This is a genomic window from Subtercola endophyticus (assembly GCF_021044565.1).
GTDB lineage: Bacteria > Actinomycetota > Actinomycetes > Actinomycetales > Microbacteriaceae > Subtercola > Subtercola endophyticus.
In genome coordinates this window covers 943,231-968,448 of record NZ_CP087997.1, presented here as the reverse complement: position 1 = coordinate 968,448, position 25,218 = coordinate 943,231, and the positions used below count along the sequence as shown (strand labels likewise).

General features: G+C 67.4%; 21 protein-coding genes. 5 read left to right on the top strand and 16 right to left on the bottom strand.

Annotated features, from left to right (window positions below):
• Positions 1 to 57 precede the first annotated feature (57 nt).
• The 9 genes from LQ955_RS04715 to LQ955_RS04680 all read right to left on the bottom strand — a co-directional run bounded on the left by LQ955_RS04715 (position 58) and on the right by LQ955_RS04680 (position 8,870).
• Positions 58 to 732 (bottom strand): GNAT family N-acetyltransferase, encoded by a 675-nt coding sequence (locus tag LQ955_RS04715; RefSeq protein ID WP_231027053.1) that lies wholly within the window; start codon positions 730 to 732, stop codon positions 58 to 60.
• Positions 733 to 891: 159 nt separating this feature from the next.
• Positions 892 to 2,043, bottom strand: coding sequence for a flavodoxin-dependent (E)-4-hydroxy-3-methylbut-2-enyl-diphosphate synthase (gene ispG, locus LQ955_RS04710; protein WP_231027052.1), 1,152 nt, complete (start codon positions 2,041 to 2,043; stop codon positions 892 to 894).
• A 9-nt stretch (positions 2,044 to 2,052) separates the two neighbouring features.
• Positions 2,053 to 2,181: a hypothetical protein gene (locus LQ955_RS20010; RefSeq protein ID WP_255713700.1), complete on the bottom strand. Its 129-nt coding sequence runs from the start codon at positions 2,179 to 2,181 to the stop codon at positions 2,053 to 2,055.
• A 21-nt stretch (positions 2,182 to 2,202) separates the two neighbouring features.
• Positions 2,203 to 2,616, bottom strand: a complete 414-nt coding sequence (locus LQ955_RS04705) for an SHOCT domain-containing protein (RefSeq protein ID WP_231027051.1) — start codon at positions 2,614 to 2,616, stop codon at positions 2,203 to 2,205.
• A gap of 286 nt (positions 2,617 to 2,902) precedes the next feature.
• On the bottom strand, positions 2,903 to 3,613 hold the full coding sequence (locus LQ955_RS04700) for a response regulator transcription factor (protein ID WP_231027050.1): 711 nt from the start codon (positions 3,611 to 3,613) through the stop codon (positions 2,903 to 2,905).
• Positions 3,614 to 3,705: 92 nt separating this feature from the next.
• Positions 3,706 to 5,094, bottom strand: coding sequence for a sensor histidine kinase (locus LQ955_RS04695; RefSeq protein WP_231027049.1), 1,389 nt, complete (start codon positions 5,092 to 5,094; stop codon positions 3,706 to 3,708).
• 140 nt (positions 5,095 to 5,234) lie between these two features.
• Complete coding sequence (locus LQ955_RS04690) at positions 5,235 to 6,581, bottom strand: M50 family metallopeptidase (protein ID WP_231027048.1); 1,347 nt, start codon at positions 6,579 to 6,581, stop codon at positions 5,235 to 5,237.
• 119 nt (positions 6,582 to 6,700) lie between these two features.
• Entirely contained in the window at positions 6,701 to 7,825 is a 1,125-nt protein-coding gene (dxr, locus tag LQ955_RS04685) for a 1-deoxy-D-xylulose-5-phosphate reductoisomerase (protein ID WP_231027047.1), read from the bottom strand.
• Positions 7,826 to 7,859: 34 nt separating this feature from the next.
• Positions 7,860 to 8,870: an FKBP-type peptidyl-prolyl cis-trans isomerase gene (locus tag LQ955_RS04680; protein WP_231027046.1), complete on the bottom strand. Its 1,011-nt coding sequence runs from the start codon at positions 8,868 to 8,870 to the stop codon at positions 7,860 to 7,862.
• A gap of 304 nt (positions 8,871 to 9,174) precedes the next feature.
• Between LQ955_RS04680 and LQ955_RS04675 the strand changes: the two genes are divergently transcribed.
• Both LQ955_RS04675 and LQ955_RS04670 read left to right on the top strand, forming a co-directional pair.
• Positions 9,175 to 13,356, top strand: a complete 4,182-nt coding sequence (locus tag LQ955_RS04675) for a Pls/PosA family non-ribosomal peptide synthetase (protein ID WP_231028041.1) — start codon at positions 9,175 to 9,177, stop codon at positions 13,354 to 13,356.
• Entirely contained in the window at positions 13,356 to 14,708 is a 1,353-nt protein-coding gene (locus LQ955_RS04670) for a M1 family metallopeptidase (protein WP_231027045.1), read from the top strand. Before LQ955_RS04675 ends, LQ955_RS04670 begins: the two co-directional genes overlap by 1 nt.
• On the opposite strand, the gene LQ955_RS04665 is transcribed toward LQ955_RS04670, so the two are convergent.
• Both LQ955_RS04665 and LQ955_RS04660 read right to left on the bottom strand, forming a co-directional pair.
• On the bottom strand, positions 14,705 to 16,063 hold the full coding sequence (locus tag LQ955_RS04665) for an MFS transporter (protein WP_231027044.1): 1,359 nt from the start codon (positions 16,061 to 16,063) through the stop codon (positions 14,705 to 14,707). The genes LQ955_RS04670 and LQ955_RS04665 overlap by 4 nt on opposite strands.
• Positions 16,060 to 16,539, bottom strand: a complete 480-nt coding sequence (locus LQ955_RS04660) for an OsmC family protein (RefSeq protein WP_231027043.1) — start codon at positions 16,537 to 16,539, stop codon at positions 16,060 to 16,062. The genes LQ955_RS04665 and LQ955_RS04660 overlap by 4 nt, the downstream gene beginning before the upstream one ends.
• Before the next feature lie 127 nt (positions 16,540 to 16,666).
• On the opposite strand from LQ955_RS04660, the gene gabT reads away from it, so the two are divergent.
• Both gabT and LQ955_RS04650 read left to right on the top strand, forming a co-directional pair.
• Complete coding sequence (gabT, locus tag LQ955_RS04655; RefSeq protein ID WP_231027042.1) at positions 16,667 to 18,055, top strand: 4-aminobutyrate--2-oxoglutarate transaminase; 1,389 nt, start codon at positions 16,667 to 16,669, stop codon at positions 18,053 to 18,055.
• Between the two features lie 115 nt (positions 18,056 to 18,170).
• Entirely contained in the window at positions 18,171 to 19,253 is a 1,083-nt protein-coding gene (locus LQ955_RS04650) for an asparaginase (RefSeq protein ID WP_231027041.1), read from the top strand.
• Positions 19,254 to 19,267: 14 nt separating this feature from the next.
• Here LQ955_RS04650 and LQ955_RS04645 read toward each other — a convergent pair whose 3' ends face one another.
• The 5 genes from LQ955_RS04645 to LQ955_RS04625 form a co-directional block, all read right to left on the bottom strand.
• Complete coding sequence (locus tag LQ955_RS04645) at positions 19,268 to 20,167, bottom strand: ABC transporter permease (protein WP_231027040.1); 900 nt, start codon at positions 20,165 to 20,167, stop codon at positions 19,268 to 19,270.
• Positions 20,164 to 21,096, bottom strand: coding sequence for an ABC transporter permease (locus LQ955_RS04640; protein WP_231027039.1), 933 nt, complete (start codon positions 21,094 to 21,096; stop codon positions 20,164 to 20,166). Before LQ955_RS04640 ends, LQ955_RS04645 begins: the two co-directional genes overlap by 4 nt.
• Before the next feature lie 5 nt (positions 21,097 to 21,101).
• Positions 21,102 to 22,286 carry an ABC transporter ATP-binding protein gene (locus tag LQ955_RS04635; protein ID WP_231027038.1) on the bottom strand — a complete coding sequence of 395 codons (1,185 nt, stop codon included), beginning with the start codon at positions 22,284 to 22,286 and terminating at the stop codon, positions 21,102 to 21,104.
• Positions 22,286 to 23,518, bottom strand: a complete 1,233-nt coding sequence (locus tag LQ955_RS04630) for an ABC transporter substrate-binding protein (protein WP_231027037.1) — start codon at positions 23,516 to 23,518, stop codon at positions 22,286 to 22,288. The genes LQ955_RS04635 and LQ955_RS04630 overlap by 1 nt, the downstream gene beginning before the upstream one ends.
• A gap of 209 nt (positions 23,519 to 23,727) precedes the next feature.
• The gene (locus LQ955_RS04625) at positions 23,728 to 24,534 is read right to left on the bottom strand and encodes a PP2C family protein-serine/threonine phosphatase (protein WP_231027036.1); all 807 of its coding nucleotides are present in this window, start codon (positions 24,532 to 24,534) and stop codon (positions 23,728 to 23,730) included.
• Positions 24,535 to 24,750: 216 nt separating this feature from the next.
• Between LQ955_RS04625 and LQ955_RS04620 the strand changes: the two genes are divergently transcribed.
• Complete coding sequence (locus tag LQ955_RS04620; protein ID WP_231027035.1) at positions 24,751 to 25,218, top strand: Lrp/AsnC family transcriptional regulator; 468 nt, start codon at positions 24,751 to 24,753, stop codon at positions 25,216 to 25,218.

Sequence of the window (25,218 nt, the reverse complement as noted above, 5' to 3'; positions counted from 1 at the left end):
TGCGCCCACGCCCGACGACCTCACATCGCGACCGCGGCCGCGGCCGCGGCGACGCTGTTACAGGCTCCACATGCCGACCCGAACGCCGTCGGGAGCATCGAACTCGCACTCGCACGTCATTCCGAGCTTCGTAGCAACACCGATCGAGGGTGCGTTTCGGAGGTCGATCAAGGCCACGGGAGAGTCAATACCGGCCGCACGGCCTCGTTCAAGAGCAGCCTGTGCGCCGGCGGTTGCGAGTCCACGGCCCTGAAACGCCACGCCGAGGCGCCAGCCGATCTCGATGCGTCCAACGGGGCCCCACGGGCGCGTCCACGGCTGGAGGCCGACAAACCCCGCACCTCGGTGCGCCCTTGCGGCTGGATAGTCGGTGCCTGCTACCGGTCTCGCGCCTGCACCTGGCATCGCAAGTTCACGCGGAGTCGCATCTCTATCCTTTGTCGGGGCCGCACCCTGCGTGGCGCCCGCAGCCGGCACCGTGCCCGAAACCGGTGCGGCGCCCGCAGCCGCTGGAGTGCCCGATGCCGGTGTGATGTCCGCAGCCGGGGCTACCACCGCGGGCACGACAAGCGCGAAGAGACACACACCGGTCGCGGCAGCCAGCGCTTGTTGGCGCGAGACGAAGGCGTGATACCACTCCTGAGGCTGAGCCTGTCCACCCGAGATGTACTGCATCACCACGGGGTCGTTGAAAAGCTGGAACCACACAGCCGCGTCATCGTCAGTGGGCACGCGAAGGGAGAAGTCTGGCGCGGACCGCCAAGGAGCGGCCAGGGCGGATTCCGTCATCTGTTGGCGCCGATCATCCGCTGGCCACCCACAGGGTCGGCGGAGTCACTACGGCAGTGGTTACGGCCCACGTCAACCGACGCCCACCTCAGCCGACCCACCTCAACCCGCGGTGACGACCTGCGGGCTGCCGAGCTCGCCGGGAGGCATTTCGGCCGCGAGGCGGTTCGCTTCTTCGATGAGGGTGGCGACGATCTCGCTTTCGGGAACGGTCTTGATGACCTCACCACGAACGAAGATCTGCCCCTTGCCGTTGCCCGATGCCACGCCGAGGTCGGCGTCGCGTGCCTCACCGGGCCCGTTGACGACGCAGCCCATTACCGCAACGCGCAGCGGAACCGTCATGCCTTCGAGTCCCGCGGTGACATCGTTCGCGAGCGTGTAGACGTCGACCTGCGCGCGACCGCACGAGGGGCACGACACGATCTCGAGTTTACGTTCGCGTAGGTTGAGCGACTGCAGAATCTGCAGACCCACCTTGACCTCTTGCGCGGGAGGCGCCGAGAGCGAGACGCGGATGGTGTCGCCGATACCTTCTGAGAGCAGAATTCCGAAGGCCGTGGCCGACTTGATGGTGCCCTGAAACTCGGGGCCCGCCTCGGTCACACCCAGGTGCAACGGCCAGTCGCCGCGCTCGGCGAGTTGCCGGTAGGCCTTCACCATGATGATGGGATCGTTGTGCTTGACCGAGATCTTGAAGTCGTGAAAGTCGTGTTCTTCGAACAGCGAAGCCTCCCACACGGCGCTCTCGACGAGGGCTTCGGGCGTGGCCTTGCCGTACTTTGCAAGAATGCTCGGCTCGAGCGACCCGGCGTTGACACCGATACGGATGCTCACGCCCGCCGCCTTCGCGGCCGCCGCGATCTTGCCCACCTGGTCGTCGAACTTGCGGATATTGCCCGGGTTCACCCGAACGGCAGCACACCCGGCGTCGATGGCCGCGTACACGTAGTTGGGCTGAAAGTGAATGTCGGCGATGACCGGAATCTGACTCTTCTTGGCGATGATCGGCAGCGCCTCGGCGTCGTCACGCGATGGCACCGCGACCCGCACGATGTCGCAGCCCGAAGCGGTGAGCTCGGCGATCTGCTGAAGCGTCGCGTTGATGTTCGTGGTCGGAGTGGTGCACATCGACTGCACGCTGATCTGAGCGTCTCCACCGACCAGTACCTTGCCGACTTTGATCTGACGGGATTTGCGACGGGGTGCGAGAGTCTCGACGACCTTGGGCATCCCTAAGTTGATTGCAGCCACGTTTTGAGCTTACCCGCAGTGCAGACACCGCAGCCCTGTGGCGAGCGGATGCCCAGGGTCGGTGTAGGGCGGCAGAATGGATGCTCGCCGCAGGGCCGCGCCGGGGCGAGTGGATGCCCGTACTTCCGTACCGCGCATCCACGCCCCGGCGACCCCGAACTAGGCGGCGGGCGGTGCCGGCGGCGTCGGGCTGGGCTGATTCGCGCGCAACACCTCGAGGCGGGCGCGGTACTCGACCTCGTCGATGTCGCCCTGGGCGAACCGTTCGGCGAGGGTCTTTTCGGCCTCACTCGAGCCGCCTTGCTGTGCTGCAAAACCGCCCCACGGGCCGTACCCGCCGCCGCCGTAACCGCCGCCGCCGTACCCGCCACGCGCCCACGGAGCACCGCCGTTCGCCGCCCAGAAGCGCCGGCGACGGCGAGTCACGAGGCTCACGATCAGAATGACGACGCCGATCCAGAACAGCGGAATGAGCAGGAACAGAAATCCGAAACCTCCCGGGTGAAAGCCTCCGGGCCCCCAATAGGCGAGGGCGGTGGCGGCTGGTGCGGCGAGTGCACTTGAAACCAACATGATGAATCGTCCTTTCGAGACGTGACAGTCAGGCCGCGATGTCTTCAGGCTATGGTGACGTCGGCTGCAATGTCGTCAGCCGAGCTGTCTGAAGGGGCCTGCGGTCGTCGATCGACCGCACGTCAAGACTCGTCGCAGCGAGCCCGTCGCACATCGGCTGGCGGAAGCAGCTCCGTACTCCCCCGGGTGGCGATGTTCGGCCCGAAAGCGGGCCCGCGGGCCGACGGCTGAGCGACAGATGAGCGTCGGATGACCGGCACGACTCCGCCGGCGTGGTACCGGAGACCTACGCCCGCGCAGTGCCGGCGCGAACCAGCCCGGCTTCGTAGGCCACGACGACAAGCTGCGCACGGTCACGCGCCGCGAGTTTCGACATCGTTCGCGAGACGTGGGTCTTGACGGTCAGCGGGCTCAAGAACAGCTTCGTCGCGATCTCAGTGTTGGTGAGACCGGTGCCGACGAGGGCAAGAACCTCACGTTCCCGCTCGGTCAGCGCCGCAACGAGAGCAGACACCCTCGCCCCTCGCCCCGGCACACCCGGAACGACCTGACCGGGCTCAGCCTCGTCGACGAGCGTGCCGGCGACCCGTTCGAGCAGGCGCCGCGTCACGCTCGGCGAGAGCAGAGCATCCCCCGCCGCGACCACACGAACGGCGCGGATCAGTTCGACCGGCTCGGTGTCTTTCACGAGGAATCCGCTGGCGCCGGCACGAATAGCGCGCCCGACGTACTCGTCGAGTTCGAAGGTGGTGACGATGATGATGTGCACGTCGCCCAGCGCGGGGTCGGCCACGATCTGCTCGGTCGCCCAGAGACCGTCGCCCTCGGGCATCCGGATGTCCATCAGAACCACATCGGGCCGAAGCCGCGTCACGACCTCGACGACCTCGGTGCCTGTGGCGGCCGAACCGACCACGTCGATGTCGGGCTCATTTTCGAGCAGGGCGGTGAATCCGGCGCGGATGAGGTGCTGGTCGTCAGCGATGACGACGCGCAAGGGCGCGGCCGGCGAAGGCGCCGCCGGTAAGGGCGCAGCTGAGGAGGCCGCCGTCGGTAAGGGCGCAGCGGGCGATGCCGCTTCCGGCCCATTCATCGGCGGGCCACGCGGGGAACGGTCGCGACCACGGCGAAGCCACCGGATGCCACGGGGCCGGCCTCGAGGTGCCCGCCGAGCAATTCGGCGCGCTCGGTCATGCCGAGCAGACCGTTGCCGAAGCGGGCCGGGTCGGTATTGGCAGGGTCAGTATTGGCCGAGTCGGAATTGGCCGGGGCGGTATTGGCCGAGTCGGTATTTGCCGAGTAACGATCGGCGCGGCCGCCGTCGGCTGAGTGACGATCGGAAACCGCGATGCCGTCGTTCACCACGCTCAGGTGGTAGTCGTCGGCGCGCTCATCGAGCGTCACGCGTACGTGCCCGGCGTTCGCGTGCCGAGTGACGTTCGTGAGGCTCTCTTGGGTGATGCGATACAGCGCCAGCTGCACGCCGGGCGGCGGATCAGACGTGAGGCGGTTGTCGAGAGTGACCTCGAGGGTGTCATTCGACATGGAGTCGATGAGTGAGGGCAGTCGTGCGAGATCGGCCTGAGGAACCAGCGGGGCGTGCTCGGGAACGCTGAATCGAACCTCTCTCGAAGCTGAATTCTCACCGCCCGCGCGATCACCTTCTGAACGCAAGAACCCCAAGACCCCGCGCACCTCGTCGAGGGCGGTCTTGCTGGTGGCCTTGATGCTCGCGAGGGCCTCGGCGGCCTTCTCCGGATGATCGTCGATGAGGTGCAGGCCGACCCCCGCCTGCACGTTGATCTGCGAGAGCGAGTGCGCGAGTACGTCGTGCAATTCGCGGGCGATTCGTTCGCGTTCGGCCTGAGCTACGTCGTCTCGGCGCTTGCGGAACGCCTCTTGATACGCGGCCACCCGGTCGCGCCTGGTGCGGATCGACTCGCCGATGATGAGCACGATCACGATGCCGATGGTGGTCAGAATCACGCGCGCCGGATGCCACGCGACGCCCATCACGACCGATCCGATGAGCGCGAGAATCCAGCCGAGGCTGACCGATGCGAACGCCCAGACCCGGGCGCCGCGAGCCATCGCCGAGATGATGGCGAAGGCAAGTGCGAGGTAGGGCGCCCCCGAGCCGGGAGTGAACACGAGGTCGGCGCAGGCCGCGGCGGCGGCGATCGCCACGACGGGCCCCGGAAACCGCCGGGCGAAGATCAACGCGACGGGGCCGACGAGTGCGAGCAGCACCATCAACACCGCGGCGGAGCCCCACTCGGGATGTTGCCTGGCCTGGAACAGGGCGGCCGGAACCTGCACGACGAACGAGATGACGACGGGCAGCCACAGGAAGAGGGCGCGCGGCGGCCCGACGCGACCGCCTCGTGAACGATCGAACCTCCGGGCCTCGGAGACCCACGGCGGGATCTCGCGCGCAGGCGAAGCGCCGCCGCGCGCGGGCTGGTCAGAGGCTGGCATGAGAACGATCGTATTCGGGTCGCTGCCGCCGGGCATCCGCTCGACGGAGCGTGCTGAGTACTCCCTGGGGCGTAGCCGAGGGACTCGTCGAGGGGGTCGAGACAGAAGACGCGACGAGGGAACCAGCCATGACACCGCGCCTAGCCAAAGATGTTCACCGGATTTACGATGTCGGCGTACATGAGCAGCGCACTGACACCGCCGAGAAAGACCACGACCACGAAGGTGAGCGGCATCAGGCGTGCGGTGTCGACGGGGCCGGGATCACGTCGGCCGAAGAGCTTGGCGACGCGGCGGCGAAGACCCTCCCAGAGGGCACCGGCGATGTGGCCGCCGTCGAGAGGCATGAGCGGCACGAGGTTGATCACGAAGAGGCCGATGTTGACCGAACCGAGCAGGCCGATCAGGGTGGCGACCTTCGACTGCAAGGGAATGTCGATGGTGGCGATCTCGCCGGCCACGCGGCCCACGCCGACCACGCTCATCGGGCTGTCGGCGCTGCGGGTTCCGCCCCCGAATGCGGCCTGGGCCACGCCGCTGAGGCGCTGGGGCAGGTTGAAGATGGTGTTGGCGACACCGGCGACGTTCTCGCCCACGAACGGCAGAACCGCCGTGATGGGCTGGGGTTGCAGCTCGGTGGCGTAGCCGATTCCGACAAAGCCGACCTGCTCGGTCACCGCGGCGCCCGAGGCGTCGGTCTTGACGACGCTCTGGTTGTTGACGATCTCGGTGACGTCGCGCTCGGTGAGCAGCGGGGTCACGGTGAGCGTCACATCGGCGCCGTTACGCAACACGACGAAGGTCAGCGGCACGCCGGCCGACTGGCGAATGATGTCGGTCGATTGATCCCAGGTGCTGATGGCGGTGCCGTTGATGCTCACGATCTTGTCACCGGGCAGGATGCCCGCGGCCGCCCCCGGCGAAACAGGATCGGTGCTGGCGCAGGTGGTGCTGGTGCTCGTAGTCGTGGTCGACGCGGGCTGCACGCACGCGCTCACCGAGCCGACCGTGGTGCTGGCGCCGGCGATGCCGAACCCGCACAGCACGATGGCGAAGAACAAAATGCCCAGCAGCAGGTTCATCGTGGGGCCGCCGAGCATGATCACCACTCGCTTCCACACCGGGAGCTTGTAGAAGGCGCGGCTGTCGTCGTCACCGACCGACTCGGTGCTCGCTTTGCGGGCATCCTGCACCAGAGAATTGAAGAACCCGGTGCTCGTGCGGCGGAGCTTGCCGCCCTCTTTGGCGGGCGGGAACATGCCCACCATCGAGATGTAGCCGCCGAGCGGAAACGCCTTGACGCCGTATTGCGTCTCACCGCGGCGGCGCGAGAAGATGGTCGGCCCGAAGCCGATCATGTACTGCGTGACCTTGACGCCGAACTTCTTCGCCGGAACCAAGTGGCCGACCTCGTGCAGGGCGATCGACACGCCGAGACCTACGGCGATGATCAAGACACCGATGACGAAGAGCAGCACGTTTTGCACCCGATCACGTTACCCCGGGGGCTTCGCTGTGCGCTGGATGCCCGCTGAACTCCGGCTGTGAGGTCGCGCTGTGAGGCGCTGCTGCGAGGTCCCTGCTGCGACGACCTACTGCGACGCCGCTAGCGCTGCACGTGCGAGATGATGCGGTCGGCCTCGGCCCGGGCCCAGAGTTCCGCCTCGGTGAGGGATCCGCGAGACAGAGTCGCGTCGACGGGCTCATGCCGCTGCACCACGGCTTCGATCGTGTCGACGATGTCGAGAAAACCGATGCGGCCGGCATGAAACGCCGCCACGGCCTGTTCGTTCGAGGCGTTGAAGACCGCAGGGTACGTCGATCCGGTCCGCCCGACTTGTTTTGCGAGCTTCACGGCGGGAAAGGCGAACACGTCGAGGGGTTCGAAGGTCCACTCGTGCGACTGAGTCCAGTCGAGGGGCACGCCGACACCGGCGACACGATTCGGCCAGTCGAGCCCGAGCGAGATGGGCAGCCGCATGTCGGGCGGCGACGCCTGCGCAATGGTGGAGCCGTCGACGAATTCGACCATCGAGTGAATGACGGACTGCGGATGCACGGTCACCACGATTCGGCTGTACGCCACGTCGAACAGCAGATGCGCCTCGATGACCTCGAGCCCCTTGTTCACGAGCGTGGCCGAGTTCGTCGTCACCACGAGGCCCATGTCCCAGGTGGGATGCGCGAGGGCCTCGCGCGGCGTCACCGCGGCGAGCGACTCCCGACTGCGACCTCGGAACGGCCCACCCGACGCCGTCAGCACGAGGCGGGCGACCTCGTTCGCCGTGCCCGAGCGCAGGGCCTGCGCGATGGCAGAATGCTCGGAATCGACCGGAACGATCTGGCCGGGCCGCGCGAGAGACTTCACGAGCTCACCGCCCACGATCAGGCTCTCTTTGTTCGCCAACGCGAGGGTGCGGCCCTCTTCGAGTGCCGCGAGGGTCGGGCCGAGTCCTACCGAGCCGGTGATGCCGTTCAGCACGACATCGGCATCGATGCCGCGCACGAGCTGCTCGGCCTCGACGGCCCCGAGAGCAACGTCGGTGACGCCGAATTCGGCGGCCTGGGCATCCAGTGCCCCACGATTGCTGCCCGCGGCCAGGCCGACGACCTCGAACCGCTCGGGGTTGGCGCGGATGACGTCGAGCGCCTGGGTGCCGATGGACCCGGTGCTGCCGAGAATGATGACGCGGCGGGGAGTTTCGCTGCTCGTGCTAGACGTGGTGCTCATGTCAACGACCCTAGCTGGCCCGGCGCAGGCGGAGTCAGCTGGCGGGCGTGGTGGCCAGAATGTCGACGACGAACACCAAGGTGTCGGTGCCGTTGATGTTCGCGGCGGGCAGACCCGGCGTGCCGTAGCCCTGGGCGGGCGGGATGATCGCGATGATCTGGGAGCCCACGGTCTGCCCGATGAGGGCCTGACTGAACCCGTCGATCACCTGGCCGGTGCCGACGCTGAAGGTGGCGGGCTGCTTGCCCCAGCTCTCGTCGAACACGGTTCCCGTGCGCCAGATGAGGCCCTGGTACTGCACCTCGACGCCGTCTCCGCTCGCGACAGTAGCCCCGTCGCCCTTCTTCAGCACGGCGCTCTCGAAGGTGGTCGGCGGGTCGCCTGCGGGAATGGCGACCGTCGGCTTGCCGTCGGCCGCGAGCGTCACCGTGGGAAAGCCTACGGGTGCCGCCTGTGGAGCGCCGGTCGCCGAGGTGGGGATGTTCGGATCGAGCGTCGCCGACGGAGTGGCCGAGGGTACCGGGCCGTCGTCTTTCACGTCGACCACGAACACCAGCGTGTCGGTGGCGGCCACGCCGAGGCTCGCGTTTCCGTTGGCACCGTAGGCATCACCGGGCGGAACGACGGCGACGACCCGAGAGCCGACCGGCGAGCACGACACCGCCTTGACGAGACCCGGCAAGAACTGGGATTCGTCGACCGTCACCGGAATCGGCACGCCGCCGGTTTTCAGCGTGGTGTAGAGCTCGGCGCCGGTCGTGCCGTTGTACAGCGTGAAGTCGATGGTCGCCTGCGAGTCGTTGCTCGCCACCGGGCCGGTGCCGGTGATCACGACGGTGCGTTCGGTGATGTCGGTCGTGATCGGGGCCGTGAACGTGGTCGTGGGATGCGTGTCGAAGTCGCCGCTGACCTTCACCGCGTCTGAAGCCGGGCCGGGCGCGGTGAGTGAGCAGGGTGCCGACGCGCTGGGCGAGGGCGCCGGAGAGCCGCTGCAGCCGGCGAGAGCGCCGAGCAGTACCGTAGAGGCTGCGATCGTGACCAGCATCGAACCGCGCTTGCGTGAGACAAACCGAGGTGGAACAAACTGAGGTGGAACAAACCGAGGTGAAACAAATCTGCGCATGAAACCTCACCGTGTAAGAAGAGTCCACAATAGCCCAGCGGGATAACTGCCCAGTGGTTGACTACCGAGTGGTTAACTGCCGAGTCGTTAACTGCCGAGACAGACGGCACCGGTACAATCCGACGACGTAGCCGACCAGAGGATGCCCGTTATGCCCGACCCCAGTGCCCCCGGTGCCCCCACGGCCCCCGGTACAAGCGGCATGCGCCCTGTGCCCGCCGGGGGCATGCGCCCAGTGCTAGCAGGGCCCGGACTACTGCTCGCCGGCGACCGCGCGCCAGAGCCGCGCACGCTGATGGAGATTCTGCGGGCGACCGCCGCCGAGCATCCGCAGGCCTCGGCGCTGGCCGACACCGGCGGAACGCTGAGCTACCGCGAGTTGCTGCGGGCCGTGAATTCCTCTGCGGCCCGGCTGGCCACGGCCGGTGTGCGGCGCGGCGACCGGGTGGGCATTCGCATTCCGTCGGGCACCCGAACGCTGTACATCTCGATTCTCGCGGTGCTGGCGGTGGGCGCCAGTTACGTTCCCGTCGATGCCGACGACCCCGAAGAGCGCGCGACGCTGGTCTTCACCGAGGCGGCCGTGGCCGGTGTCATCGGCGCGAGCGGGGAGATCGTGCTGAACAGAGCTGTACCAGCCCACACGACAGATTCGACGCCGACCCTGGGCAGCCCCACCGGCACCCTGCCCGTGGTCGGCGGCCCCACGATCGACGACGACGCGTGGATCATCTTCACCTCGGGCTCCACAGGCACGCCGAAGGGCGTCGCCGTCACGCACCGCTCTGCCGCCGCGTTCGTCGACGCCGAGGCGCGTATGTTCTTGCAGAGCGACCCGATCGCCCCGGGCGACCGCGTTCTCGCCGGCCTCTCGGTGGCCTTCGACGCCTCGTGCGAAGAGATGTGGCTCGCCTGGCGGCACGGCGCCTGCCTCGTGCCCGCACCCCGTTCGCTGGTGCGCTCGGGCGTCGACCTCGGGCCCTGGCTCATCGCGCACGGCATCACCATCGTCTCCACCGTGCCGACCCTCGCCGCACTCTGGCCGCCGGAGTCGCTCGAGCTCGTGCGGCTGCTCATCTTCGGCGGCGAGGCCTGCCCGCCCGAACTCGCCGCCCGGCTCGCGGTCGACGGCCGCGAAGTGTGGAACACCTACGGTCCCACCGAGGCCACCGTCGTGGCATGCGGCGCTCCCCTCACCGGCGAGCCGCCCGTGCGCATCGGGCTGCCGCTCGACGGGTGGAATCTGGCCGTGGTCGACGGCGACGGGCATCCGGTCGGCGAAGGCGAGATCGGCGAACTCATCATCGGCGGCGTCGGCCTCGCTCGCTACCTCGACGCCGCCAAAGACGCTGAGAAGTACGCCCCGATGCCCACGCTCGGCTGGCAGCGCGCCTATCGCAGCGGTGACCTCGTGGTGTTCGACAGCGACGGTCTCGTCTTTCAGGGGCGCGTGGATGATCAGATCAAGCTGGGCGGGCGACGCATCGAGCTCGGCGAGATCGAAGCGGCGCTGCAAGCCCTGCCGGGCGTCGCGGGCGGCGCCGTCGTGGTGCAGCGCACCGCGGCCGGCAACCAGATTCTCGTGGGTTATATCGCACCGAGCGAACCCGCGCCCGGAGCAGAACGAGTGCCGTTCGACACGGCCGCTGCGACGGCGCAGCTGCGCGAAGAACTGCCCGCGGCGCTGATTCCGCTGCTGGCCGTGGTCGAGTCGCTGCCGACGCGAACGTCGGGCAAGGTCGACAAGGCGGCGCTGCCGTGGCCGTTGCCCACGACTACTCTCAACGGGGCATCCGCGGCGTCCGCAGCCGACGGCGGCGACAAGACGCACGCTGATGCAGCGGGTGCCGCCGGGCATCCGGATGCCCTCTCCCAGGCCCTCGGCCCGACCGGGGTCTGGCTCGCCGAACACTGGACCGCCATTCTCGGCGCCCCCGTGCAGAGCGCCGACGACGACTTCTTCGCGTTCGGCGGCGGCAGCCTGTCAGCGGCGCAGCTCGTCTCGGCGATTCGCACACGCTTCGCCGAAACGACCGTGGCCGACATCTACGATCACCCGCGCATCGGGGCCCTCGCGGCCGAACTCGACAGCCGAGCGCCTGCTGCCGTGTCGAGCCGGGAGCCGGTGCGGCCGACCCCGTTCGGCACCCAACTGGCGCAGACTCTGCTCGGCATTCCGCTGTACGTTCTCGTGGGGCTGCGCTGGCTCGTCTACGTGCTCGCGGCCAACAACATCCTCTCGGTCTTCGGCGTGTTTCCGTGGGCACCGACCATCTCGTGGTGGGCCATTCTCGTCGGTTTCATCCTGCTGGTCACACCGTTCGGCCGCATGGCGATCTCGGTGCTGGCGGCGCGTGCGTTGCTGGCCGGGGTGGAACCCGGCGAGCATCCGCGCGGCGGAAACGTGCACGTGCGGCTCTGGCTGGCCGAGCAGATCGCCCATCTCGTCGGCGCCACCAATCTCGCGGGCGCGCCGTGGATCATCACGTACGCCCGCGCCCTCGGGGCGAAAATCGCGCCGGGGGTCGACCTGCACTCGCTGCCGCCCATCACCGGCATGCTGAAGATCGGGGCACGAGCATCCGTCGAGCCCGAAGTCGACCTCGCGGGCTACTGGATCGACGGCGACGTGCTGCGCCTGGGCACCGTGCAGATCGGCGCGGACGCGGCCGTCGGCGCCCGCAGCACGCTGCTGCCGGGCACTCGCGTCGGGCGCCGGGCGGAGATCGCGCCAGGTTCCGCCGTATCGGGCCGCGTACCGGCGGGCCAGCTCTGGGAGGGCAGCCCGGCCGAGCGGGTCGGCAAGGCCCGGCCCGACTGGCCGCAGCAGCGGCCGCCGCGCAACACTCGGTGGCTCTTCGCCTACGCGGCAGGATCGGTGGCGCTGTCGCTGCTGCCCGTGCTCGCGGTGCTGGCCGGCGCTGCTGTCGCCGGGCTGTTCCTGGGGCTCTGGCAGTCGGGCCTGGCGCCCGCGAGCATCGGCACCGGCACCGGCACCGGCACAACCGTCGCAGGTCTGGCGACCGCACCCGTCGGCGCTTCGGCCACCCTGCCGTCGCTCGCCGATGCCGCCTGGCGTGTACTCGCCGCGGTGCCGCTGGCCACCGTCGCTGCGGGCATCGTGTACGCGGGGCTCACCGTGATCGTGGCGCGACTGCTGGGGCTCGGCATCCGGCCCGGCAGCTACCCCGTGCGCAGTCGTGTCGGCTTTCAGGTCTGGGCGACCGAACGGCTGCTCGATGCCGCCCGAACGATACTGTTCCCGTTCTACGCCAGCCTGTTCACCCCGGTCTGGCTCCGGATGCTCGGGGCGAAGGTCGGCAAGAACGTCGAAGCCTCGACGGTTCTGCTTCTCCCCGCCATGACCACCATCGGCGACCACGCTTTTCTCGCCGACGACACGATGGTCGCGTCATACGAGCTCGGCGGCGGCTGGGTGCGCATCGACGAAGCGCGGGTCGGAAAAAGGGCGTTCCTCGGCAACAGCGGCATGACCGCGCCGGGTCGATCCGTGCCGCGTAACGGGCTGGTGGCGGTGCTCTCGGCCACCCCGCGCAAGGCCAAAAACGGGTCGTCGTGGCTGGGCAACCCGCCCGTGCGGCTGCGGCGCCAGGTCAACGAGTTCGATGAAGGGCGCACCTTCCGACCATCCGCTGGTCTGAAACTCGCCCGCGGCCTCTGGGAACTCGGCCGCCTCGTGCCGGTGATGATCAGCGTCGCGATCGGACTCGGCGTCGCTGTCGTGCTCGAACTGCTGCTCGACGCGTTCGGGCTCGGCTGGGCGATCGTGCTCTCGGGTGCGGTGCTGCTCGCGGCCGGAGCGGTCGCTGCGCTGGTGACGACGGCCGCGAAGTGGGCGCTGGTCGGGCGGATAGTAGCAGACGAGCACCCCCTGTGGTCGTCGTTCGTCTGGCGCAACGAAGTGTCGGATACCTTTGTAGAGATGGTTGCTGCTCCGTGGTTCGCGAACGCGGCTACTGGCACGCCCGCGCTCGCCTGGTGGCTGCGCTCGCTCGGCACCCGCATCGGCCGCGGCGCCTGGCTCGAGACCTACTGGCTGCCCGAGGCCGACCTCGTCTCGCTCGGCACCGGATCGACGGTCAATCGCGGCTGCGTGGTGCAGACCCACCTCTTTCACGACCGGGTGATGAGCCTCGACGGCGTCGAACTCGACGACGGGGCGACGCTCGGGCCGCACGGCGTGATTCTGCCGGCGGCCTCGATCGGTGAGCACGCGACGGTCGGCCCGGCGTCACTCGTGATGCGCGGCGAGAACGTTCCGGCGGGTTCACGCTGGGCGGGCAACCCCATTGCGCCGTGGGTCGTGCACGACGACTCCGGCGACACGCTGACGACGGATGCCGCGGTGGCCGGTCTGGCGACGCCAGTGTCTGGGGCTGCTACCTGATGCCGCGCAACACGTCGACCGCTTTGGCCTCCGAAGGGGCCCGCACGTTCGGCGACCCCTACCTGCCCACGAGCGGCAACGGCGGTTACACCGTGCTGCACTACGACCTCGACTGCGACTACCGGGTGTCGAGCAACCGCCTCACCGCGACCGCTACCATCACCGCCGTCGCCACGCAGCGGCTCAGCAAGTTCAGCATGGACTTCGCCGGTCTCGTGGCCAGCAAGGTCAGCGTCAACGGAGTGCGTTCGGCGCACCTGCAGCAGACGGCGCGCAAGCTCGTCATCACCCCGGGCACTCCCCTGAACAACGGCGCCGAGTTCACCGTGACGGTGCGGTACGCCGGGCTGCCTCGTCCGGTGCGCAGCCAGTGGGGCGAGGTGGGCTGGGAGGAGCTCTCCGACGGGGTGATTGTGGCCGGCCAGCCGAGCGGCGCGCCATCGTGGTTTCCCTGCAACGATCATCCGTCGAACAAGGCCACCTACACCATCAAGTTCTCGGCCGAGACGGCCTACCGCGTGCTCTGCAACGGCGAACTCGTGCACAAGTCGCAGCGGGCGAGCCGCACGCAGTGGGAGTTCCACAGTCACGAACCGATGGCGACCTACCTCGCGACCGTGCAGATCGGCCTCTACGAGACCATGGGCGTCTCGCAGAGCGGGGTGCCCCAGTACGTGCTGCTGCCCGAAGACCTGCGCCCGAACGCGCTGGCCGACTTCGAGCCGCAGCCGCGCATGATGGAACTGTTCGAGCGTCTGTTCGGGCCCTACCCGTTCGAGGACTACACCGTCGTCGTCACCGACGACGATCTGGAGATTCCGCTCGAGGCACAGGGGCTTGCCATCTTCGGCCGCAACCACATCGACGGCGTCGGCGGCTCGGAGCGGCTCATCGCCCACGAGCTCTCGCACCAGTGGTTCGGCAACAGCCTCACCGTCTCGCTCTGGCGCGACATCTGGCTGCACGAAGGCTTCGCTTGTTACGCCGAATGGTTGTGGTCGGATGAGTCGGGGGGCCCCACCGCCGACGCCTGCGCCGAGGCGCACTGGGCGAAGCTCAACCGGCTGCCGAAAGACCTGCTCGTCGGCGACCCCGGCGCTCTGCACATGTTCGACGACCGGGTCTACAAGCGTGGCGCGCTCACGCTGCACGCCATTCGGCGCATCCTCGGCGACGCGTCGTTCTTCGCCCTGCTGCGCGAGTGGGTGGCGACCCATCGGCACGGCTCGGTTTCGACGCCCGAGTTCATCGCGCTCGTCGAGCGTTACGCCGCGGCCCCCGTCGGCGCGCTCTTCGCCTCCTGGCTCGACCGCCCCAGCCTGCCGAAACTCCCCCGCAAGAGCGCCATTTAGACCTTGGCGGGGCGCTTGGCGTTCTGGATGCCGATGGCCGAGACCACGCCGCCCGCCACGAGCAGGATGGCCGTGGTGATCGCCCCGCGCGAGAATCCGCCGGTTGTGAGGGCGTCGCCCACGATGAGCGCCGCCGCCGCAGTGGCCACGAGCCCCGCTACGCGCGACACCGCGTTGTTCACGGCAGAGGCGATGCCGGCGCGCTCCGGATCGATCGCTCCCAGCACCGCCGCGGTCAGCGGCGCCACCGTCATGACGAGCCCCAGCGAGAACACCACCGTGCCCGGAACCACCTGCGTGAGGTAATTCGCCTCGGGAGTGACCTGCGACAGCAGCACCCAGCCGACCGCCCCGATCACGGGGCCTGCCGCCATGAACCAGCGCGAGCCGTACTTTCCGGCCAGCGTGCCGAACAGGGTCGAGAGCGAGATGCTGATGATGGTCGACGGCAGCGAGGCGAGCCCGGCCTCCGTCGCCGAGTAGCCCGCCACCTGCTGCAAGAAGATCGTCAGCAAGAAGTTGCCGAGCGACAACCCGGCATAGATGAACACCGTCGCCAGGTTGCCCACCCAGAAGTTGCGCACCGCGAACAGGCTGAGCGGCAGCATCGGCTGCTTCACGTGCCGCTCGTTCCAGATGAACCCCGCGAAGGCGAGCACCCCGATCACCATCGCCCCCCACACGACAGGGTTGCCCCAGCCGAGCCGCTGCTGCTCGATCAGCGCGAATACCGGTAACCCCACCCCGAAGACCCCCAGCACCGCCCCGCGGTAGTCGATCTGCGGCTTGACCGGCTTCGGCGGCTCGACGTGGATGCCCCGCAGCAGCCAGAGCGTGAGGGCGATCGGAATCACGTTGATGGCGAAAACGAGCCGCCACGACGCGAAGTCCACCAGAACACCGCCGAGCAAGGGGCCGGCGAGAAACGCGGTGCTGGTCCAGGCGGTCCACTGGCCGATGGCGCGGGCCCGCTTCGGCCCGTCGAAGTTCGAGATGATGATAGCCAGCGAACTCGGCACCAGCAGCGCGCCCGCGATGCCCTGAATGCCGCGCGACACGATGAGAAACTCGTCGGTCGGCGCGATCGCACAGAGAACGGATGCCCCTCCGAACCCGATCAGCCCCCAGAAGATGACGCGGCGGCGCCCGTATGCGTCTGACAACGACCCGGCGAGCAGAATCACCGCGGTCAACGTGATGAGGTAGGCGTCGACCACCCACTGCTGGCCGGCAAGCCCGCCGCCGAGTTCCCGCTCGATCGCCGGCAGCGCGACGTTGATGACGGTGCCGTCGAGAAACGAGATGAACGACGCGAGTATCGCGACGATCAGCACGCGGCGCTGGTAGGTGGTCAAGAAGAAGACCGCGGCTCGTGCAGCACCGGAAAGTTCACCGACTGCGCGATGAAACACAGTTCACTGGCCTCGTGGTGCAACGAATCGGCGAGTTCGCGCTGCGCTTCATCGGCCAGCGTCACCAAGGGCCGCAGCGTCACGCTCGTGAAGTGGCCACCCTGACCGACCTGCTGCATGGTGCCGACGGCCGCGTCTTCGTAGGCCGTCACGACAACACCGTGCTGCACGGCGACGTGCAAGTACGAGAGCATGTGACACTCGGCGAGGGCGGCGAGCAGCAGCTCTTCGGGGTTCCAGCGGTCGCGGTCGCCGTGAAAGGTGCGGTCGGCCGACGACGGCAGCTCGACCTTGCCCTGGGCTCGGATGACGCCCGCGCGGCTGTAGTCGCGGTATCCGCTCGTGCCGGATCCGCGGTTGCCCTGCCATTCGACGCTCACAGAGTAGTGGTGCTGTGCTTGCTGGGATGGAGCGCTCACGAGTGTCAGCCTAGCCGGTGCTTCGGCCCGATCATCCGGTGCTCCAACCCGAAAATGCGGTGCTCCACCCCGAACATCCGGTGTGTACTGTACCGCTCAGACGGTAGTCGTCGGGTACCCTGGAGACATGACAGACACCGTGCCGACCGACGTTTACACCGTGCCGCAGGAGCGCAAGATCATCACCGCGATTCCGGGCCCTCAGTCTGATGCCCTGCATGCGCGTCGCCTGGCCGTCGTGCCGGTCGGCGTCTCATCGGTGCTGCCGGTCTACATCGCCCGCGCCAACGGCGCGATTCTCGTCGACGTCGACGGCAATCAGTTCATCGACATGGGTGCGGGCATCGGCGTGACGACGGTCGGGCACACCGAATTCGGAGTCGTCGAGGCCGCCACCGAGCAGCTGCAGAACGTCACCCACACCCTGTTCACCGTCACGCCCTACGAAGAATACGTGCGGGTCGCCGAGCTGCTCGCCGAGCACACCCCCGGCGACTTCGCCAAGAAGACCATGCTCGCCAATTCGGGCGCAGAGGCCGTCGAGAACGCGGTGAAGATCGCCCGCAAGTACACCCGCCGCGTGGGCGTCGCCGTGCTCGAGCACGCCTACCACGGCCGCACCAACCTCACCATGGCCATGAACTTCAAGGCGGCGCCGTACTCGACGGGGTTCGGTCCCTTCGCCGGCGACGTGTACCGCGCGCCGAACTCCTACCCCTACCACGACGGCCTCAGCGGATCCGAAGCGGCCGCACGAACCATCGGCTACCTCGAGAAGACCGTCGGCGCTTATGACCTCGCCTGCCTCGTGGTCGAGCCCATCCAGGGCGAGGGCGGCTTCGTCGTGCCCGCCGACGGATACCTGCCGGCGCTGCAGGCGTGGTGCACCGAGAACGGCATCGTGTTCGTCGCCGACGAGATCCAGAGCGGAATGGCCCGCACCGGCGCGTACTTCGCGAGTGAGCACTTCGGTCTGGAGCCCGACCTCGTGCTCTCGGCCAAGGGCATCGCGGGCGGTCTCCCGCTCGCTGCCGTGACCGGGCGTGCCGAGATCATGGACTCCGCCCTTCCCGGCGGGCTCGGCGGCACTTTCGGCGGCAACCCCGTCGCCGCCGCAGCCGCCGTCGCCGTGTTCGGCGAGATCGAACGCCGCGGCCTGCTCGCCGAGGCGACGCGCGTGGAGCAGACCCTCTCGACCGGCCTGCTCGAGCTGCAGAAGAAGTACGACATCATCGGCGACGTGCGCGGCATCGGCGCCATGATCGCCATCGAACTCGTTCAGCCCGGCACCGGCCAGACCACCAAAGAGCCGAACGCGGCAGCGGTCACGGCACTCGCGGCCTACGCTGCCCAGAACGGCGTGCTCATCCTCACCGCCGGAACCTACGGCAACGTGCTGCGCTTCCTGCCGAGCGTCACCATCACCGACGCCCTCCTCGAAGACGCCCTCAGCGTGCTCGACGCCGGCTTCGCGAGCCTCACCGCCGCTGCCTCTGCCTCCACCCCCACCGCGTGATCACTTCCTCGCCGCGCCTTCACGATCGACTTTGCGCAAAAGCACCTAAAAACGCTCCGAAAGGTGCTTTTTCGCAAAGTCGCCATGCTTGCGGGGGCGGCAGGGGCGGCGACAGGTGAGCGGCGGCACATTCGAGGCGGGTGAGGCGGTCGAGCTCGCGGTCGTCGAGCGCAGCGGGTTCGTCGAGTCGCGGCACATCGGGTCGGCCGTCGTCGTGGGCCCAGACGGGGCGGTGCTGCGGATGCTCGGCGATCCCTCGGCGCCCGTGTTCCCCCGCTCGTGCCTCAAGCCGTTCCAGGCGCTCACCGTGCTCGAGGCCATCGCCGGCCACGCGGGCAGCACCACCCTTGCAACCGACGCCACCCCTGCGACCAGCGTCGACCTCGATGCCGTGCAGACCGTGCTGGCCACCGCGAGCCACGCCGGAACAGCGCGGCACGTCGAAGTGGTGGACTCGATCCTCACGAAGGGCGGGCTCGGCCGCGAAGACCTGAAGTGCCCCGCCGACTGGCCCGGCGACTCCGACGCGCGCAACGAACTCGTGCGCGAACGTGCCGGGCGGGCATCCGTCTACATGAACTGCTCGGGCAAGCACGCCGCCATGCTCTACGCCTGCCGGCTGAACGGATGGCCGACCGAAACGTACCTCGAACTCGATCACCCCCTGCAGCAGCGCATCGCGCAGACCGTCGAGCGCCTTACGGGCGAACCCATTACGGCGACGGGAATCGACGGCTGCGGGGCCCCCATCCATGCCGTTTCGCTGATCGGTCTCGCCCGCGGAATCGGCCGCATCACGGCCGCCACCGAGGGCCCTGCGGCAACTCTGACGGCATCGGTGCTGGCCAACGGCTGGGCCATCGACGGCCCCGGACGCGCCAACACCCTCGTCATCGACGAGCTGCACGTGCTCGCCAAGCTCGGCGCCGAGGGCGTCATGGTGATGTCGGTCACGAGTCAGACAGCGCCCGCCCAGCACCCCGCGTCATCGGAAACTGCAGCCTCGGCCGGCACCACCGTCGCCCTCAAGATGCTCGACGGCAACCTCCGTGCCGCGTCGCTCGTCGGCCTCACGCTGCTGGTCTCGGTCGGGGCCCTCACGCAGGCGCAACTGGATGCCCTGCTCCCCCACCTCGACCTCACGGTGTATGGCGGCACAGCCCCCGTCGGCGCCATCCGCGTCTCCCCCAACGTGTAGCCGCTGACCTCTCGCTACTGCGTGCGCGCCAACCTCTTCGCGCGAGCCGCGCGGGTGACCTGCGCCACGACGACGATCACGATCGCGAGGATGAACACCGCCGACGCGATCACGTTGGCCTCAGCCGGGATTCCGCGGGCCGCCGCGATGTAGATGAACTTCGGAAACGTATCGACCGCACCCGAGTTGAAGTTCGTGATGATGAAGTCGTCGAAGCTCAGCGCGAACGAGAGCAGCGCGGCCGCCGCAATACCCGGGATCAGCAGCGGAAACGTGATGCGCCAGAACACGGCCGAAGGCGAGCCGTACAGGTCGCGCCCCGCCTCCTCGAGCGCCGGGTCGAGCGACGACACCCGTGCCTTCACCGTGACCACCACGAACGAGATGCAGAACATCGTGTGCGCGATGATGATCGTGCCGAGGCCCTTGTTCACTCCGAGCGACAGAAACTGCGCCGCGAGCCCCGCGCCGAGCACGACCTCGGGGGTCGCCATCGGCAGAAACAGCAGCAACGAGATGAGCGAGCGCGCCCGGAAGCGGTAACGCACCAGCGCGATCGCGATCGCCGTGCCCAGGATGGTCGCCAGCACGGTCGCGACGACACCCACGATGATGCTGTTCACGAACGCGTCGCACACGCCCTGGGCATCGCAGACGTGCGTCCACTTGTCGAGCGTGAAGCCCTGCCACGCGATGTTGAGCTTGCCCGAATTGTTGAACGAGAAGATGAACGTGTACGCGATCGGAATCAGCAAGAAGATGAGCGCCAGCGCCGTGTAGATCGGCAGCCCCAGCCCACGAAAACGGATGCGCGAACGCCGACGCGGCGAGGCCGGCAGCGGCGCCTCCAGCGTCGACGCCAGCCCGCCCGGCGTCGACGACGCATACCCTGCTCGAGAAGTCGTGGCGCTCATATCAGGTCTTCCGTTCCGGCCCGGCGCACGTAGATGCCGACGATGATGAGAATGACCGCCATCAAGACGATCGAGAGCGCCGCGGCTATCGGATAGTTCTGCAGCACCAAGAAGTTCGCCTCGATGGCATTACCGACCATCGAGGTCTGCGAACTGCCCAGAAAGTCGTTGCTCGCGTTGATGTAGTCGCCGGCAGCCGGGATGAACGTGAGCAGCGTTCCCGAGACGATACCCGGCATCGACAGCGGTACCGTCACCTTTCGAAAGGTGGTCCACGGCGACGCGTACAGGTCGGCGCCCGCCTCGATGTACCGCGTGTCCATCCGCTCGAGCACGGCGTACAGCGGCAACGTCATGAACGGAATGAAGTTGTAGGTGAGGCCGAACACCACGGCGAACGGAGTGCCCGTGATGTGCCCGTCGGTCGGCAGCACCGAGAGCGCCTTCAGCACCGGCACCACCGGCCCCTCGTCGGAGAAGAGCTGCTTCCAAGCGAGCGTGCGCAGCAAGAAGCTGATGAAGAACGGAGCGATCACGAGCGTCAGCAGCAGGCTCTGCGCCAGCGGCCAGCGCCGCATCTTCACCCCGATGAAGTAGGCCATCGGGTAGCTGATCACCAGCGCGAACACCGTCGCGAGAATCGCATAACCGAACGCCCGGAAGATGAGCGGCAGGTACTGCCCCACAGCATCCGTGTAGTTCTGCCACTGAAAACCGGCCGAATACTGCCCGATGTCGCCGTCGATCACCGGCTGCTGAAACGACGTGAAGATCAGCGAGATCAGCGGCGCGATGAAAAACAACAGCAGGTACAGGATGCCCGGCAGCAGCAGCACGAGCGCGATCCAGCTGCGCTTGCGGCCCGCCGGCTCAGTACCGTTCGCCCCGCCCGTACTGGTCGGCGCCGATGAGAACGCGGTGAATGCCATGGTCGTTACGCCTTCTCGAGCGCGTCGTCGGCCGTGAGTCCGGCCGCGACCGCGGCGTCGTGGATGCCCGCAGCGACCTCGTCCGGAGCATCCTCCAGCCCGAAGCCGTGCTCGACGGCCCAGCTCACCCAGACCTCGGCGCCCACGTGCACGACCGGGCCGAACACCATGTTCTGGGCGAACACGATAACGTCGCCCACACCCGGAATCGCGATGACGTACTGGGTACTCACGCCGCTGAACGACACGTCGATCACGCGCCCTGGGCCGAGCACGTTGCGCCCGGCTACGGGTGCCGGAGCTTCGGTGAGCAGCGTGAGCTTCTCGGGGCGCACGCCGACGGTGACGGTGCCCGAGCGACGCGGGGCACGGGCATACGGAACGGTGATGGATGCTGCGCCAACAGCGACGGTCAGAGCATCCGGAGTCGTGCCCGACACGGGCCCCGTGAACAGATTGGATTGCCCGAGAAAGTTCGCGACGAACGCCGTGCGCGGCAGTTCGTAGAGCTCTTCGGGGGCGCCCATCTGCTCGATCTGGCCCTTGTTCATGACCGCGATGGTGTCGGCCATGGTCATGGCTTCCTCTTGATCGTGGGTGACGTGCAAGAAGGTGAGGCCGACCTCGGTCTGAATGTCTTTCAGCTCGAGCTGCATCTGGCGGCGCAGCTTGAGGTCGAGCGCGCCGAGCGGTTCGTCGAGCAGCAGCAGGGCCGGCCGATTTACAATGGCGCGGGCGAGAGCGACGCGCTGTTGCTGACCGCCCGAGAGGCTGCCCGGCTTGCGCGCCGCCAGGTGGTCGAGCTCGACGAGGCGCAGTGCCTCGTGCGCCTTCTCGACGGGCGAGGCGATGCTTCGCCGGCGCAGGCCGAAGGCGACGTTCTCGAGCACGGTCATGTGCGGAAAGAGCGCGTACGACTGAAAAACGGTGTTGACCGGGCGCTGGTACGGCTTGGTCGAGGTGACGTCTTTGCCGCCGATGATGATGCGGCCCTCGGTCGGCTCTTCGAGGCCGGCGACCAGCCGCAGGGTCGTGGTCTTGCCGCACCCCGACGGGCCCAGCAGCGCGAAGAACGAGCCCTCGGGAATGAACAGATCCAGCGACTCGATGGCCGTGAAGCCCGGAAAACGCTTCTGGATTCCGACCAGTTCGAGGTCGGCGCCTTTCTCGGCGAAGGTACCGGTAGCCATCAAGAACCCAGCAGAATCTTCTGGAACTGCGCCTCGTAGTTCGTCTCTTCGGTCGGCGTGAGCGTGCGGAAGACGTGCACCGTCGACAGAGTGTCGGCGTCAGGGAAGATGAGCTGGTTCGAGGCCAGATCGGGATCGATGGCATCCATCGCTTCTTTTGCCCCGTCGACCGGCGTGATGTAGTTCACCCATGCGGCCAGCTCGGCGGCGACCTCGGGCTCGTAGTAGTAGTTCATCACGGCCTCGGCGTTCGCCTTGTGCTTCGACCCCATCGGCACCACGAAGGTGTCGTTCCAGAGCGTTCCGCCCGAGTCGGGAATGGCGAACTGCCACTTGTCACCGGCCGTCGCGTTGAGCGACGTGATGTCGCCCGACCAGCAGATGGCCGCGAACGTGTCTTCGTTCTGCAGGTCGTTGAGGTACTGGTTGCCCTTGATGTTGCGCACCTGGCCGTTCGACACCTGTTCGGTGAAGGCATCGACGGCCTTGCCGTACTCGCTGTCGCCCCAGCTGCCGGTGATGTCTACGCCTTGCGAGAGCATGATGAGGCCCATCGTGTCTCGCATCTCGCTCAGCACGCCGACGCGGCCCTTGAGCTCGGGGCTCCACAGGTCTTCGATGCTCTTGAGGCCGTTGGGCACCTTCTCGGTGTTCCAGCAGATGCCCGCGAAGCCGCCCTGCCAGGGCAGCGACAACTGGCGGCCCTTGTCGAAGTCGGGGTTGGCGAACGCCGAGCTGAGGTTCTTGATGTTCGGGATGCTCGCGTGATCGAGGGTCTGCAGGTAGCCGAGGCGCACGAGGCGCGCCACCATCCAGTCGGTGAGGCACACGGTGTCGGTGCCGATGTCTTGGCCCAGGGCGAGCTGGTCTTTCACCTTGGCGTAATAGGTGTTGTTGTCATCGACGGCCACGTTGTACGTGACCGTGATGCCCGACTGCTGCTGGAACGCGACGAGCGTGGGGTAGTTGCCTTCGTCGTCTTCGTCCATGTAGGCCGGCCAGTTGTCCCAGACGAGCGTCTTGTCGGTGGCCGAGACGTCGGTGGCGGGAGTCAGGGCGGCCTTCGCAGCGGTCTGCGGTGCACATGCGGCGAGCGTGAGCGCGCCGGCGCCAAGACCCAGCGTGCCGAGAAAGCCGCGGCGGCTCATGCTGAGCCTCTTCGCCTTCTGCATGGCCTGCGAGTGCTTGATCGCCTCGATGATCATCGGGTCTTGTGGGGGTTGCAACGGCATCGGTGAGTCACTCCTCGGGCTGTGGGTGAGCGGGCCTGTTCTCAGACAGGGGCCGAAATCAGTGTCTCGATACTTGCATACGCCGTAGCGGTTTCACAGTCGCGCACACGAAAAGCGCGATCTCGAAACATAATCTTTACGAAATCAGCACAGAATTCGTGATTTGACCGACGAATTCGTTGTCTGTGCCTTCGTGAAGTCGATAAGCGTCAGTTATCGCGAGTTGCGTCGGAATCGGCGGTGGCGACATCGATGACAAGAACCGTCACGTTGTCGCGCCCCCCGTTCGTCAGCGCGGCGCCCACCAGCGCCGAAGCGGCATCCCATGCCGAACCCTCGCGGCCGAGGTAGTGCGCGATGCCGTGGTCGGTGAGCTCTTTGGTGAGTCCGTCGCTGCAGATCAGAATGCGCTGCCCCGCCTGCAGCTCGAGCAGCGAGTAGTCGGGCACGGGCTTCTCGTGAAAGCCGACGGCGCGGGTGATGATGTTGCTGTCGGGATGAGTCTCGGCCTGTTCGGCGGTGATGAGCCCGGCATCCACCAGCTCTTGCACCACGGAGTGATCGACGGTGAGCCGGTGCAGAGCACCGTTCACGAACTGATAGACCCGCGAATCGCCGATGTTGAAGACGGCCCACTTCGGGTCGCCGTCGACGAGGCTGAGCGCGACGCCGGTGACGGTCGTTCCGGTGCCGAGGGTGGTCGCGTCGCCGACTAGATCGATGTCGGTCAGCGCCTGCGACAGCGCGTCGTCTATGACGTCGCCTGTCGTGAACGGGGCGTCGCCCACCGCGCCGAGCCGCTTGACCACGGCGTCACTGGCCACATCGCCCGCCGCGTGGCCGCCCATGCCGTCGGCCACCGCGAAGATCGGCGGATGCGCGACCACACTGTCTTCGTTGACGGCGCGCCGCTTGCCGACATCGGTGAGCGCCGCCCACGATACGTCGAACGACCTGGTCGGATCAGCCGGGCTGGTGACACGGAACGTCGCTGTTCTCTCGCCGATCTGCGTCACGCGAATTCTCTTTCTGACCAGCTGCTGTTACGGGTGTACAGCTCCACGTCACAACTGTAGACGACCGCGCCACCGCGCAAGCACACCGGTGTGACCTGTTCGGGTGTCGATGGCTGGCGTCGTCGTTGCGCGGCAAACTATCGATTTCGAGGGCAGAATCGAGGGATTGCTACGGATCCGCTTGCCGAGGCATCCATCCACTGACAGAATCGAGCCATGAGCCCCAAGCCGCGCACAGCGCATCTCGACGACACGTCGAAGGCGATCATCGAGCAATTGCAAGACGATGGCCGCCGCTCGTACGCCGAAATCGGTAAAGCCGTCGGCCTGAGCGAGGCCGCTGTGAGGCAGCGTGTGCAGAAACTGACCGAGACCGGCGTCATGCAGATCGTGGCCGTCACCGATCCATTGCAGCTCGGTTTCTACCGGCAGGCCATGATCGGCCTCAAGGTCACCGGCGACACCAGGGTCGTCGCGGATGCGCTTGCCGCCCTCTCTGCGGTCGACTACGTCGTACTCACCGCCGGCACCTTCGACATCATGGTCGAAGTGGTCTGCGAGAACGACGACGACCTCATCACGCTGCTGAACTCCGACATCAGAACGCTGCCCGGCGTGCTCTCTACCGAAACATTCGTCTATCTGAAACTGCACAAGCAGCTCTACAACTGGGGAACGAGATAA